The organism is Methanolobus vulcani, assembly GCF_006546655.1.
Taxonomy (GTDB): domain Archaea; phylum Halobacteriota; class Methanosarcinia; order Methanosarcinales; family Methanosarcinaceae; genus Methanolobus; species Methanolobus vulcani_A.
In genome coordinates, this window is the sequence record NZ_VIAQ01000015.1 from 624,080 (window position 1) to 637,767 (window position 13,688).

The 13,688-nt window shown below is 41.0% G+C and carries 15 protein-coding genes; 14 read left to right on the plus strand and 1 reads right to left on the minus strand.

Annotated elements, in window-relative coordinates:
- Nucleotides 1-89: 89 nt before the first annotated feature.
- Nucleotides 90-1,400, plus strand: a complete 1,311-nt coding sequence (locus tag FKV42_RS10385; RefSeq protein WP_154810129.1) for an MFS transporter — start codon at nt 90-92, stop codon at nt 1,398-1,400.
- Here the strand turns inward: FKV42_RS10385 and FKV42_RS14355 are convergent.
- Nucleotides 1,379-1,513 (minus strand): DUF6897 domain-containing protein, encoded by a 135-nt coding sequence (locus FKV42_RS14355; RefSeq protein WP_394348063.1) that lies wholly within the window; start codon nt 1,511-1,513, stop codon nt 1,379-1,381. The two genes, FKV42_RS10385 and FKV42_RS14355, sit on opposite strands and share 22 nt — an antisense overlap.
- Before the next feature lie 143 nt (nt 1,514-1,656).
- Here FKV42_RS14355 and FKV42_RS10390 point away from each other — a divergent pair, with 143 nt between their 5' ends.
- The 13 genes from FKV42_RS10390 (at nt 1,657) to FKV42_RS10450 (ending at nt 13,494) form a co-directional block, all read left to right on the plus strand.
- Entirely contained in the window at nt 1,657-2,199 is a 543-nt protein-coding gene (locus FKV42_RS10390; RefSeq protein ID WP_154810130.1) for an Hsp20/alpha crystallin family protein, read from the plus strand.
- A 123-nt stretch (nt 2,200-2,322) separates the two neighbouring features.
- Nucleotides 2,323-4,155: a PAS domain S-box protein gene (locus FKV42_RS10395; protein ID WP_154810131.1), complete on the plus strand. Its 1,833-nt coding sequence runs from the start codon at nt 2,323-2,325 to the stop codon at nt 4,153-4,155.
- Nucleotides 4,156-4,347, plus strand: coding sequence for an ATP-binding protein (locus FKV42_RS10400; RefSeq protein WP_154810132.1), 192 nt, complete (start codon nt 4,156-4,158; stop codon nt 4,345-4,347).
- 141 nt (nt 4,348-4,488) lie between these two features.
- A complete protein-coding gene (locus tag FKV42_RS10405) occupies nt 4,489-5,991 on the plus strand; it encodes a homocysteine biosynthesis protein (RefSeq protein ID WP_154810133.1) in 1,503 nt (500 codons plus the stop codon).
- Nucleotides 5,992-5,993: 2 nt separating this feature from the next.
- Nucleotides 5,994-6,386 carry a 4Fe-4S binding protein gene (locus FKV42_RS10410; protein ID WP_154810134.1) on the plus strand — a complete coding sequence of 131 codons (393 nt, stop codon included), beginning with the start codon at nt 5,994-5,996 and terminating at the stop codon, nt 6,384-6,386.
- 38 nt (nt 6,387-6,424) lie between these two features.
- Nucleotides 6,425-7,138, plus strand: a complete 714-nt coding sequence (locus FKV42_RS10415; protein ID WP_154810135.1) for a UPF0280 family protein — start codon at nt 6,425-6,427, stop codon at nt 7,136-7,138.
- A gap of 162 nt (nt 7,139-7,300) precedes the next feature.
- Complete coding sequence (locus tag FKV42_RS10420; RefSeq protein WP_154810136.1) at nt 7,301-8,221, plus strand: mechanosensitive ion channel family protein; 921 nt, start codon at nt 7,301-7,303, stop codon at nt 8,219-8,221.
- Between the two features lie 164 nt (nt 8,222-8,385).
- Nucleotides 8,386-9,531 (plus strand): pyridoxal phosphate-dependent aminotransferase, encoded by a 1,146-nt coding sequence (locus tag FKV42_RS10425; protein WP_154810137.1) that lies wholly within the window; start codon nt 8,386-8,388, stop codon nt 9,529-9,531.
- 181 nt (nt 9,532-9,712) lie between these two features.
- Nucleotides 9,713-10,201 (plus strand): metal-dependent transcriptional regulator, encoded by a 489-nt coding sequence (locus FKV42_RS10430; RefSeq protein WP_154810138.1) that lies wholly within the window; start codon nt 9,713-9,715, stop codon nt 10,199-10,201.
- A gap of 206 nt (nt 10,202-10,407) precedes the next feature.
- On the plus strand, nt 10,408-10,650 hold the full coding sequence (locus tag FKV42_RS10435; RefSeq protein WP_154810139.1) for a FeoA family protein: 243 nt from the start codon (nt 10,408-10,410) through the stop codon (nt 10,648-10,650).
- 78 nt (nt 10,651-10,728) lie between these two features.
- Nucleotides 10,729-12,726: a ferrous iron transport protein B gene (gene feoB / locus FKV42_RS10440; RefSeq protein ID WP_154810140.1), complete on the plus strand. Its 1,998-nt coding sequence runs from the start codon at nt 10,729-10,731 to the stop codon at nt 12,724-12,726.
- Nucleotides 12,716-13,225, plus strand: a complete 510-nt coding sequence (locus FKV42_RS10445; RefSeq protein ID WP_154810141.1) for a hypothetical protein — start codon at nt 12,716-12,718, stop codon at nt 13,223-13,225. Before feoB ends, FKV42_RS10445 begins: the two co-directional genes overlap by 11 nt.
- Nucleotides 13,222-13,494, plus strand: coding sequence for a hypothetical protein (locus FKV42_RS10450; protein WP_154810142.1), 273 nt, complete (start codon nt 13,222-13,224; stop codon nt 13,492-13,494). The genes FKV42_RS10445 and FKV42_RS10450 overlap by 4 nt, the downstream gene beginning before the upstream one ends.
- Nucleotides 13,495-13,688: the final 194 nt, after the last annotated feature.

Here is a 13,688-nt window from a genome sequence, read left to right on the forward strand (position 1 = left end):
GTAAAGGTAACTTATCTGAATTAATTTTTTGCATTTTCATTAGGCTTACAAAAAAGTCATATATAGCTGCACCCTCAAATTATTGATAAATGTCGAACGAGAAAGGAAAAAATACATCCATATATCCTCTTCTCATGGTGAACTTTATCGGGACCATGGGAATAAGTCTAGTTCTTCCTTTCCTGATTTTTCTTGTAGAGGGATTTGGCGGCAATGCTCTGGTATATGGGCTTCTATCCTCAATGTATCCTTTTTTCCAGCTAATAGGTTCACCTCTCCTTGGAAAATGGTCTGATATCTACGGCAGGAAAAAAGTACTGTTTGTCAGCCAGGCAGGAACTCTGCTCTCATGGATATTGTTCTTTATAGCTCTCTTTGTGCCTGTAACAATACTTGCCAGTATTGACTCGGATCTTCTTGGCAAATTTATGATCACAATCCCCCTGTTAATTCTCTTCTTTGCAAGAGGTCTGGACGGTCTGACAGGCGGTAATGTTTCAGTATCGAATGCCTATATTGCCGATATAAGTACAGATAGTGACCGTAGCAGCAACTTCGGCAAACTTTCAGTTTCCACAAATCTTGGATTTATCCTGGGACCGGCACTTGCAGGTATTTTGAGCGTGACTGTTTATGGTGAAGCCCTTCCGGTAATGGCTGCTATTTTAATTGCTCTTGCAGGGTTGGTAATGATCGCATTGTACATTCCAGAGACACGTAGTAGTAAACTAAATATGAACAACGACTCGCTAACAGGTAATCCTGAATCAATTTACACAAGCAATCTCAGTGCAAATCACAAAAAAGGTATCAGGGATGTCTGGAAAATGCCCGCTCTCCGCTTGATGTTCATAATTTATTTCCTGCTTTTCCTGGGTTTCAATACATTTTATACTGCATTCCCGGCTCATGCGGCAAATTATCTCCAGTGGAGCATAGCAGAGCTTGGCTTCTTTTTTTCATTCCTGAGCATCGTGCTTGTAATCGTTGAAGGTCCCGTACTTTCTTATGTCTCTAAAAGATTGAGGGATTCCACAATGATAATCGCCGGAAGCTTCATTCTTGGCCTGAATTTTGTGGTGCTGTTATTTGGTAACACTTTGTTCACCTATGTAGCAGCAGTATTGCTTGCCCTTGGTAACGGTATTATGTGGCCTTCCATACAATCAATGCTTGCAAGACTTGCAGGAGATGAAAATCAGGGACTGGTTCAGGGCGTTTCAGGCAGTGTCATGAGTTTTGCAGGTATATTTGGCTTGATAGGCGGAGGTTTTATTTACGAACTTGTTGGAATATGGTCTTTCCTTCTAACTGCAGCTATAATAGGCTGCGTAGTTATTCTTTCCATGCGTCTGCACTCATTTGATGCCTCTGCCACTCAGGAATCTTCATCGTACTGAATTGTTATTGTTCTGTAAACTGAGATGTGGGAATAGCGGTCTTTAGTAATCTCGAGGATGAGCACACCATCACTGCATTCTTGGCATTTCACGGAATGTAAGAATACTTTCACAATATACTATCAGTATATTATCTGTATTGATTGCTGTTTTTTTATATAATCTATGTAAGAATTATCCCATTCCAAAAGAATGAAATAGTTCCCAAAGAATAAATAGTGCGACTTCTATCTACCTAGCAAAGCGGAGTATATCTATGGCTGATAAAAGAAAAAAGCGAGGTTTTTTTGACGATATCTTCAATGAAGGCAGTTTTACAGATTTCGAAGATATCATCGATCAGATGATGGAGAGATTCGGTCTTAACTTCGAAGATTTTGAAAAGCAGCCATTTTTCTATGGTTTTTCAGTTTCCCGGCATCCAGGGGAGGAGCCTGAGATAAGGGAGTTTGGAAACGTCTTCTTAGATGATGAAGATGAGGATGATGACGAAGAATCCATTATACAGCAGTTAAATGTAAATGAAAGAAAGCCACTCATGGATGTATTTGAGATAGATGATAAAGTGCATGTCATGATCGAGCTTCAGGATATTAAGAAAGAAGATATTAATCTTAATGTCACCGAAAAATCACTTGAGATCAGCGCAGAAAATGAAGATGCGGTATATGAGGAAGACATTGAACTACCATCCAGCGTTGATCCTGATTCTGCAAAAGCAAGGTATCATAATGGTGTCCTTGAAGTTATAATGGACATGAAAGAGCTGGGTGTTGCCCGGTCAGTGCATATCGATTAGAATATTTTACTTTTACTTTTACTTTTACTTTTACTTTTTTTCTTATAATTGCAAACCACAACGTATATATGAACTACGCGAGTACATTACTTGCTCTGCTGAAATATAATATGTGGGATTTAAATGTCTGCGAGTTCAGAAAACATAAAAGACTCGGTCCTGTCATTGCTGTTACAGAACACCGATCAGGATCTGTTCACCAGATTGAATATAGGGGTAATCTATCTTGATGAACATAACAGGGTGCTTTGTTCCAACAAAGTGGTGAGTGACCTTACAGGTTTCACGGCTGAGGAGATTTTAGGGCAAAGCTATACGGAGCCTTGCTTTGATACTTTAAATGATCCTGCTTCTCTGTCAGAGTTCATTTTATCATGGAAGCCTTTGGACGAAAGTAAGAAGTCCTCCCGGTTCAAGTTGTCAGATAAACAGGGAAATCTTAGCCATCTGATTTGTGATGTTTTTCCCTTTCCGAATAGGTGTAAAAATAAAGATGGAAAAATATGTGCCATAAGAGCTGATGTCACATCCGATATTATTGAAGATGATCATTCTTTTGATGAATGCAAAATTGAAAATATGTATCTGCGGGAAAAAATGCTTTCAAATCTCGGTAAAAAAGCTCTCTCATGTACTAATATTAATGTATTAATGGATTATGCATTAAAAAAATCAGCCGAAACCCTGGATGTAAAATATTCCCGTATAATGGAATTACTCCCGGACGGTAAATTCCTGCTGAGGTACGGATACGGTTTTAGCGAGTGGTGCGTGGGTTCCGCACTTGTGGACAAGGAACTGGGCTCTCCTGCCGGATACGCGGCTTTTTGCGGAAAACCTCTGGTAGTAGATGATATGCGTACAGAGGAGAGGTTCCGGATTCCTCATTTTCTTCATGAACATAATATTGTGAGTAGTGTCAATGTTATCATTGGAGATGGGAATGATATGTATGGTGTGCTGTGCCTCCACACGGACAAACAACGAAAATTCACCGAACAGGATGTCAATTTCCTGCAGTCTGTTGCTAACATCCTTGCTGAAACGATCAAGTTAAGGGATTCTTTCAAGTCACTGGAACTTTACGGGAATCTCATTAACAAGTCCAATGATTTTATTATGGTTCTCAATGCGGTGACAAAGAAGTTCATATATGTTAATGACAAGGTGTTTCAGGATCTGGGATACACGGAAGATGAGGTACTAAAGCAGGATGTGTTTGATCCGGGATGTTTTATAACCGGGCATGATATGCAGAAATTAATCGGTCAGGTAGCTGAAAAAGGCAGTCTTGTAGTTGAATCCGAACTATTGGGGAAGGATGGTTCATTAATCCCGGTCGAGATAAGTCTGGCTTTTGTCGAGAACGAAGGTACTATCTATATAGTGTTGATCGGCCGTGATATAAATGAACGTCGCATACTGGAACATGCGATAAGGGAACGTGCAAAGCAGCTTGAATACTCTAACGATCTCAAGGATATGTTTACAGATGTGACAAGTCATGACCTGATCAGTTCTATCTCCTTAATAGAAGGATTTACAGGTTATCTTGAGGAGATGGAAACAGATGAAGAAAAAAAGAATCTTCTGGGGCATGTTGTAAGCACCACGGCCAGATTGAAGAAGACGATAGATTCTGCTGCTGTTTTTGCCAGGCTAAATTCTGCTTCAGATATGAGTCTTGAAGAACTTGACCTTCGTTTGATCTATTATAATGCTCTGGAAAGGATGCTTTCTAAAATCTCTGATAGGGCTCTCAATGTAGAGCTTGAATCTCCCGGGCAGTGTAATGCACTTGTTAACCCTATAATTGAAGAAGTACTCTACAACCTGCTTTCTAACGCAATAAAATATTCTCCGCAAGGCAGCACAATTATGGTAAATATTGAACCGTTAGATATTGAATCTGAAGATGGGAAATGGAAAGTTAGCATCTCAGATGAAGGCCCCTGAATCTCTGATGAGGACAAGGACAAGATATTTGACAGGTTCAGAAGAGCTGACACTTCACAGGTGAGCGGTCATGGCCTGGGACTTGCAATAGCTCGCATGGCGTTGAAATGTCATGGTGAGGACATTCATGTTGAAGATAATTATGGCGGGGTTGGCACTACTTTCTGGTTCACTGTTCCGTCAGCTGGCTGATTCGAATCATAACTTTAATTAGCAATTGCGAAGATAAAACAAATCTCATTATTTGTTTCTGAATGGTATCTGTAATAGTTAATTACCATAAGTAATATATAGGTACCAAAAAATTACTGTTGTGCTTTAGAGGTATATGGCATGGTTAAGAAAACAATTCATGAGATCAATAGCAAAATCAGAGATGGAAGTGTCAATGTAGTCACTGCCGAGGAAATGGTTCACATTGTGGGTGAACTCGGTGCAGAAGGGGCTGCAAAGGAAGTTGATGTTGTAACTACCGGAACTTTTGGTGCAATGTGCTCATCAGGTGTCTGGCTGAACTTCGGACACTCGGAACCACCTATTAAGATGCAAAAGGTCTTCCTCAATGATGTGGAAGCATATACCGGTGTTGCGGCAGTTGATGCTTTCATAGGTGCAACACAGGTTTCTGAGACCCTTGGCATGGATTACGGCGGTGCTCATGTAATTGAAGACCTGATAAGAGGAAAATCCGTACATCTTCATGCAACGTCCCACGGAACGGACTGTTATCCGAGGAAGGTTCTTGATACGACACTTTCTCTTAATGACATGAACCAGGCCATCATGATTAACCCTCGCAATGCATATCAAAAATATAATGCTGCTACAAACAGTACCCGGAGCACGGTTCATACTTATATGGGATCATTACTTCCGTCCTTTGGAAACGTCACATACTCTGGAGCTGGCGTTCTTTCACCATTATCAAATGATCCTGATTACATGACCATCGGTACTGGCACAAGAATATTCCTCGGAGGCGCTCAGGGTTATATAGTCGGGGAAGGAACACAACATTCTTCCGGCGGAGGTTTTGGTACTCTGATGGTTCAGGGCGACCTCAAGAATATGAGCACGGATTATATCAGGGCTGCAAATTTTACAGGTTATGGCACTTCACTTTATGTTGGAATGGGTGTTCCAATTCCTATACTGAATGAGCAGATAGCCCAGGCAACTGCGGTAAGTGATGCAGGCGTGACTACCCAGATACTGGATTATGGTATTCCAAGCAGGGACCGACCGGCAATACGTGATGTAACGTATGAGGAACTTCGCAGTGGCTTTGTGGATATTAATGGCAAGGAAGTCCCGACTTCTTCACTTTCAAGTTTCAAGAAATCCAGAACTATTGCAAATGAACTGAAGGACTGGATAACCAGAGGTGAGTTCTTTGTATCTATGCCTGTTGAGAGACTGCCAAAGGATGTCTCGGCAAAACCAATGAAGCAAACTGAAGGTATCGCTGTCGTTTCCGATATTATGGCTGTTAGTGTGGTGACCATAAACAAGGATGCCAGTGTGTATGACGCAGCAAAGATTATACAGGATACTTCATTTAACCATCTGCCTGTGCTGAATGACGACAAGACTCTGGCAGGAATAATTACTGCGTGGGACATCGCAAAGGCAGTTTCTCTCAATAAGTTCGATCTTGTGGAAGATATAATGACACGTAAGGTAATAACTGCAAATGCGGATGAACAGGTGGCAGTAGTGGCAAGAAGGCTTGACCTGAATGAGGTATCTGCAATGCCGGTACTTAATAAAGACAGGCATATCATAGGTATGATTACCAGTGATGATATCAGCAAACTGTATGCCAGGAGGTCATAAATTTGAAGATCAAGATCAGTATTTCAAGTGATATTCTCACAAAACCAATCATGGCAGAAGCAATACTGGAGACTGGTGTATTGCTGAATATTTCTCAGGCGCACTTTGACCGTTCCCATGGGGAAGTTATTGCAGACGTTGAATCCGGCAAATTCGATGTAATGTGCAAGGCATTGACTAACAAGGGTGCAGTGGTCACAAAACTGAATATACCTATCAAATGGGATGAAAATGAATGTGTTGAGTGCGGTGCCTGTGTTTCAGTTTGTCCAACCAAGGTGTTCTCAATAGCTGAGGATTTCAGCCTGGATGTGGATGACACAAAATGTATACAATGTGGAACATGTGTGGACATGTGCCCCCACAACGCGTTATCACTTGGAAACAACAAGTGATACTTTCTTCTTTTTAATTCTTTATCCGGGCGAATAATATGAAAGAGTATTTCAGGCTGAAGGAAACCATTGTAACGATCCTGGCAGACTCTGAAGTCTATATTGAAATTGCCCGGGAGTCAATCAGGACAAACCGCAGGGAACTTGAGTCATATATTGCTTATGATCCTTTTTTTCAGAGTACCCTTGAACCTTATGATTGCAATGGTGATTTTCCGGAGGTTGTCAGGAGAATGATAAATGCCGGAAATGCCATGGGAATCGGGCCAATGAGTGCTGTGGCAGGTACGATCTCTGCTCTTGCAGTGGAAGCAATGGCAGATGCAGGTGCGGAATTTGCGATTGTTGATAACGGCGGTGATATTGCTATTATTAATGACAGGCCGGTGCTTATGGGGATTTATGCGGGCAATTCACCACTCAAGAATCTTGGTTTTGTAATGGAACCTCGAGCTTCTATCACAGGCGTTTGTACGTCATCAGGTAGTGTAGGTCCTTCTATCAGTTTTGGAATGGCGGATGCTGCGGTTGTATTTTCGGATAATGTCTCTCTAGCAGATGCTGCGGCAACAGCTCTTGGAAATGCAACTGACGTAGGAAGGAATGCAGTTGAATGTTCCTTTGATGCTGTAAAAAATGTTGAAGGAATAAAAGGGGCCATTGTAATTCAGGGCGAGTTCATGGGTTTCTGGGGAGATGTGCCTGATATCCGGAGAGCCGATGTAAAATATGAATGCATCACCAAAGGCTAAGATTCGTTTATCTTTATTCAGAGCTCCCGGTCATAAAATCTACTTCTATTTTTTCTTTTTTAAACTCAGGTATCCTTAAATAGAATAAGCAAAGAAATTTTTAATGGAAAACGGGGTAGAACCGATTATTCTGGTTCTAATTTATTTCTAAGGGGGAAAAATATGGCAGCATCGCCAATAATGAATAGTGTCTACACTATGTTAGACAAAATGATAGCTTTCCTTCCTACTTTAATAGCCGTAGTAGTGCTTTTAATAGTTGGAATGGTAGCAGGAAAGGCATTAGGTAAAATAGGCTCTAAGCTACTCGATAAGATTGGACTCGATGACCTGATAGACAAAACATCCATAGGGAAGATGATTGAGAGAACAAATATTACTACAGTAGAATTTTTCGATGGCGTAATTAGATGGTTCGTTTATTTTGTTTTTGCTGTAATAATTATTGATCTTCTCAATGTGCAGATAGTTGCGGACTTTATCACGCAGATAATTTTGTACATACCGATTATACTCTCTGCGGTAGTAGTACTGATTATTGGACTTCTGGTAGTTGATTTCCTTGCAAATCTTGTGGAGAACATCCTCATAGCGGCGGGACTTGACGAACAGATAGCCAAAACAAGCCTTGGAAGTGCCATGGGCGCCAGTGGTTTAAAAGGTTCAAAGCTCATTTCCCTGATTATCCAGGTTTTTGGTTATCTGTTATTTATAATGGCAGCCCTGAACATACTCAAACTTGATATAATAGCAGAAGTGGTAGCCGCTATTTTGGCATATATTCCAAATCTCTTCGCAGGTCTTCTTATCCTGTTAATAGGATTACTGTGCATTGATCTGTTTGCGGATTACATAAACAGTCTTCTTGAGAATATGGACGTGCAGGGTACGAATATATGGATTCCTGCTCTAAGGGGTTTCCTTGCTTTCGTTGTAATTCTCCTGGCACTGGATGCAATGCTAATTGATACAAGTATATTCTATATACTCATTGGACCACTTTCATGGGGTATTGCAGTTGTGGTTGCTTTCAAATGGGGAATAAAGGATGCACTTGTTGAGTATGCAAAAGCAAAGAAATGATCTTCTAAGTCTTATGCCAGAAATGTAGATACTGGTGCTGGCATTTTGTGCCAGCGTTTATTTAATTATATTTTTCGGAACAAAAATCTTTTATTGTTCCGCTCCAATCCTGAATCTGTTTATTTTCCTTAATGCGTACACAGTTTGCGCGGACGATGAGTAACATGTTATCCGAAAAAGTTGCAAACATTCCTCCATTTTATGTTATGGAGGTACTGGAAAGGGCACAACAGCTTGAAGAAGAAGGCAGAGACATAATCCACCTTGAGATAGGTGAACCTGATTTTCCAACCGCTTCGCATATTTGCGATGCTGCAAAGGTTGCAATGTGTGCAGGTAATACAAAATACACTCACAGCCAGGGACTTATAGAACTGCGGCAGGCCATTGCAAAGAGCTATAAGGACAAGTTTAATGTGGATATTGATGCCACCCAGATTATTGTAACTTCAGGTACAAGTCCAGCAATGCTATTGCTTTTCCTGGCGCTCATCGACCAGGGTGATGAGATCATCATGTCAAATCCTCATTATGCATGTTACCCGAATTTTGTGACAATTGCCGGTGGGGTGCCGGATTTCATCTATACGAATGAGGATAACGGTTTCATGTTACAGCCGGATGAACTTGCCGCACATATCAATCCTAAAACAAAGGCAATTCTTATCAATTCACCATCCAACCCGACAGGGCAGGTCTTGCCCGCAGAAACTCTGAAGGGAATTGCACAGGTTGCAGGTGATGTGCCAATCATATCCGATGAGATATATCAGGGACTTGTCTATGAGGGTGAAGACCATACTATATTAGAGTACACGGAAAATGCATTTATTCTCAACGGTTTCTCAAAACTCTATGCTATGACTGGCTGGCGGCTTGGCTATCTGATTTCTCCGAAACAGTATGTCAGGACTCTGCAAAAGGTGCAGCAGAATCTTTTCATTTCTACAAATGCTTTTGTCCAGTATGCAGGGGTTGCTGCTCTTGAAGGACCACAGGAGCAGACACAGGAAATGCTGAAGATATATAATGAGAGACGGCTCTACCTAATTAAGAGGCTCAGGGATATTGGCTTTGATATAAAGGTCGAACCCAAGGGTGCTTACTATATTCTTGCAGATGCCCGTAAGTTTGGTGAGGATTCACTTGCACTTAGCAGGCAGATCCTAGAAGATATAGGGGTTGCAGTCACTCCCGGAATTGATTTTGGTCAAGGTGGCGAAGGTCATTTGCGCTTTTCCTATGCTAACAGTCTTGAGAATATAAAAGAAGGCATGGACAGGCTGGAGAGGTACCTGAATAGGGAATGAGGTAAATCGATCTTTATTCTGCATTTCATCCAATACTCATTTACTTATTTTTATATTACCTATTTTTTGTAGGTAAAATTGGTAAACTTAAAATAGTACTAGTAGTATACAAAAGTATAGCCTACAATTATTAGATTGATAGGCAACCTGTTTACCAAATCCATTAAAGGTAGTTTTTGAAATGACAACTGAGAGAACCGAAGATTATCTGAAGGTCATCGAAAAGATAATCGAAAGAAAAGGCTATGCACAGGTCAAGGATGTTTCAAGGGAGCTTGAGATAAGTTCTCCAAGTGTCACAGGAATGTTCAAGAAGCTTACCAAGATGGGTTACATTAATTATGAGAAATATGGTGGTGTCACGCTCACTCCTGAAGGAGAAAAAATAGCAAAGTGTACCATGGAAAAGCACGGTGTAATTAAGGATTTCTTACTAATACTTGGTCTTGATAAGGATATTGCAGATCAGGATGCCTGTAAAATAGAACATGTGTTGGCACCGGAGACTTTTGAAACACTCACAAAGTTCGTTGAGTTTATGAATATGAAGGATGAGTGGCCATACTGGCTGGATCATTTCAATTACTATTGTGAAACAGGTGAATATATAGATTGCAAACCGTCTGCAAAGGACACATGTCCGATTCATGGTAAAAATCATAACAAGTAGAAGCTTTTGTAGATTATTATTGAAATTACCTTAGTTTCACTCTCTTTGACTTTCTTTTTTATTATAGTTCTCAACTTGTTCCTAATAGGCATAATTGTAAATGCAAAGTACTTTTGTTTTTTGTATACTGAAATAAATTAGGTAAGGCGAAATTGCTATATACAAAAAACTGGTTAGAGCTACCATCAAAAAGGACAGGGAATTACTTGAACGAAGATCAGGAGACTACGCTGGATACGCTAAAACCCGGAGAGAAAGCCAGTATAAGAAAAGTGCGGGTCAAAGGTACTGCAAGGCGAAAACTCATGGATATGGGAATGGTTGCAGGAACTGAGATCGAACTTGTAAGGAATGCTCCACTTGGAGACCCTATGGATTACAACATAAAGGGTTACCACCTGTCTATCCGTAAAGAAGAAGCAAAACAGATATTTATTACCAAGCTCTGAACGGACTATTTTCCAAACCTTTTAGATGTTTTGTGTCCATTATTGTAATTATAGTATAACTGTTCCTGAGGATAATTCATGGAAGCCGGGAAAATAAAGATAGCATTAACAGGAAACCCTAATGTAGGTAAGACCACGCTTTTTAATGCGCTGACAGGTTCCAGGCAACATGTAGGCAACTGGCCTGGCGTCACCGTAGAAAAGAAGAGCGGCAGCGTTTCATACAAAGAGTATGACATTGAGGTCATAGACCTGCCGGGTACTTACAGTCTTACTGCATATTCCATGGATGAGATAGTTGCCCGCGATTTTATCATTGAGGAGAAGCCGGATATTGTCATTCAGGTAGTTGATGCATCCAATCTCGAAAGGAACCTCTATCTTACAACCCAGCTCATGGAGCTTGGTTCTAAGATACTTATTGTGCTCAACATGTGTGATATTGCAGAGGAAAGAGGCGACCGTATCTATATCGATAAGATGCAAGAGCTTCTTGCAACTCCTGTGATAAGGACTGTTGCCAGCCAGAAGGAAGGAATTTGCGACCTGCTGGATAAGGTCATTGAACAAAAAGAGGTTCAACAACACCATGGGCATGAGATCGGTTATGGTACTGAGATCGAGGACAGGATTCTTGAGATTGAGAAAGTGCTTGCAGAGGATGAGACTCGTGACACCAGGTATCCTCTCAGATGGATAAGTATACGCCTTCTTGAAGGCGACAGCAATGTCCGGGAGAAGATCTCAAAAAGCCCTGTTTATGACCGGGTGATTCAGATAATAGATTCTATTGACCAGGAAGAATATGAAGCTGAGATAGCTGACAAACGTTATCTTGCAATTAATACTGTTTTTCCTCAGATGTGCACCCGGGCCAACGGCAAGCTAACAAAATCAGATATGATTGACAGGGTGCTTACTAACAAGTACCTTGGTATTCCTATATTCTTAGCACTTATGTGGGGTGCATTCGAGCTGACATTCGCTTTTGCAACCCCTTTTATGGATATGATCGACCTTTCTGCAACATGGTTTGCAGAGTACGTATCATCCAGCCTGCAGCCTGCTTGGCTTGCATCCCTTGTTGGTGACGGTATCATCGGCGGTGTGGGTGCAGTGCTTGTATTTGTGCCTAACATTTTCATATTGTTCTTCCTGCTGTCACTGCTGGAAGGAAGCGGTTATCTCGCAAGAGCCGCGTTCATCATGGACAAGCTCATGTATAAGATAGGCATGCACGGCAAGTCATTCATCCCTATGCTCATGGGATTTGGTTGTAATGTGCCTGCTATTATGGCTGCAAGAAGCATAGAGGATGAAAAGGACAGGCTTATTACTATATTAGTAGTGCCATTTGTTTCATGCGGGGCCAGATTACCTATATATGTATTGTTTGCAGGAACTTTCTTTGGCAGACAAGCAGGAACCGTAATATTTGGAATGTATGTTCTGGGAATTATTATTGCTATAATATCTGCAAAACTGCTCAGGGCAACTGTCGTCAAAGGTAAACCCGCACCGTTTATCATGGAGCTTCCACCCTACAGGGTTCCCACTCTTAAGACCAGTCTTATTCACATGTGGGACAATGGTTTCATGTACATCAAGAAAGCCGGTACTATTATATTAGTAGGTGTAGTGGTTATCTGGGTACTTGCATCCTTTCCGTGGGGTGTGCAGTATGGAAGCGAGGATAGTTATGTAGGTTCCCTTGGTCATGCAGTGGCGCCTCTGCTAAAACCGCTTGGTTTTGACTGGAAGATTTCAGTTGCTTTGATATTCGGACTTGTTGCCAAGGAGATCGTTGTTGCTTCAATGGGTGTTCTTTACGGGGCAGGTGAGAGTTCGGATGTCCTGAGTGACAGGCTGATCGCAGATTCCGGCATGACTGCACTTACATCACTTAGCCTCATGGCTTTCAGTTTGCTTTACATGCCTTGTGTGGCAACAGTGGGAGTTATCAGGAAAGAGACCGGTTCCTGGAAATGGGCCGTGTTTGCAATATTTTATGGAATCATTGTGGCATGGATCACGGCATTTGTAATATATCAGGGAGGTGTTCTGCTTGGATATTAGTGGAACTGTAGATGAGAAACCGGATACAAGGTTACCTATGATCTTTTCATTGATATGCGGTTTTTTATATGTTATACTGGGGCTGCTTCAGATGGTAGCTGGAGCAGGCAGGATATTAATAGGAACTGATTTTGTTATGCCTCTTTCCGGTATTCTTTTTGTTCCTGCAGATGTCATAGGGTCTTTTGTCCTGTTACTCATTGGTACTGTGTTTCTTTACGGTGTCATGGAAATGCGTTCAGGTACTTATGAGGGTATATCTTATGCCTATGTGGGAATTCTTCTTGCGCTAATATTTGCAGTTATATACTTGCTTGTAAGTACAGGTAATATGCTTGAAGCTTATCTTCTTGGGAATGAGGAGTTTGCAGACTGGACACTTCTCAGTGATATGAAGCCTGGTATTTATCTTGCAATTCTTCCCCTTTTTGCTTATATAAAATGGAAGGATTTTTTTGAACCAACCACTGAAGCCAGTTTCAGGATGGATTTAAAATGATCAAAGAAACGCTGAAGGTCCTGTTTATTGACAATTGTACGCTGCAGGAAGCTGCAGACAAGCTTGGTGTAACGCAGAATGATATCAGGGACCGGCTTATTATGTTACAGCATATGGGATATGTGCGTGAAATATGTAATAACTCAAGTCCAAAGTCATCTGCGTGCTGTTCATGTACTGCGGCATCTTCGTGTTCAGGTAATACTGGTATTTCCAGTTCAAAGGCATATCAGTTGACCGAAAAAGGTGAAAGGATATGCCGCAATTAATAAAACAATATAATTAGTTCTTCCTGTTTTTGAAGTGTTTATAGAAATATGATCAGTGGATTTTTTCATCATCTTTATTTATTCAGACAGCTGAATACGTCACAGTACTGTTGTATTATGACGGTTTTATGATGTACTTCAATCAGTTTAAATAATGACAAACAGACACAAAAATACCGCAACATATATTTTTA

Excerpts from the sequence above, each read along its gene's own strand:
- FKV42_RS10385 (WP_154810129.1), top strand. The coding sequence starts at position 90 with ATGTCGAACGAGAAAGGAAAAAATACATCCATATATCCTCTTCTCATG.
- FKV42_RS10390 (WP_154810130.1), top strand. The coding sequence starts at position 1,657 with ATGGCTGATAAAAGAAAAAAGCGAGGTTTTTTTGACGATATCTTCAAT.
- FKV42_RS10395 (WP_154810131.1), top strand. The coding sequence starts at position 2,323 with ATGTCTGCGAGTTCAGAAAACATAAAAGACTCGGTCCTGTCATTGCTG.
- FKV42_RS10405 (WP_154810133.1), top strand. The coding sequence starts at position 4,489 with ATGGTTAAGAAAACAATTCATGAGATCAATAGCAAAATCAGAGATGGA.
- FKV42_RS10415 (WP_154810135.1), top strand. The coding sequence starts at position 6,425 with ATGAAAGAGTATTTCAGGCTGAAGGAAACCATTGTAACGATCCTGGCA.
- FKV42_RS10420 (WP_154810136.1), top strand. The coding sequence starts at position 7,301 with ATGGCAGCATCGCCAATAATGAATAGTGTCTACACTATGTTAGACAAA.
- FKV42_RS10425 (WP_154810137.1), top strand. The coding sequence starts at position 8,386 with ATGTTATCCGAAAAAGTTGCAAACATTCCTCCATTTTATGTTATGGAG.
- FKV42_RS10430 (WP_154810138.1), top strand. The coding sequence starts at position 9,713 with ATGACAACTGAGAGAACCGAAGATTATCTGAAGGTCATCGAAAAGATA.
- feoB (WP_154810140.1), top strand. The coding sequence starts at position 10,729 with ATGGAAGCCGGGAAAATAAAGATAGCATTAACAGGAAACCCTAATGTA.
- FKV42_RS10450 (WP_154810142.1), top strand. The coding sequence starts at position 13,222 with ATGATCAAAGAAACGCTGAAGGTCCTGTTTATTGACAATTGTACGCTG.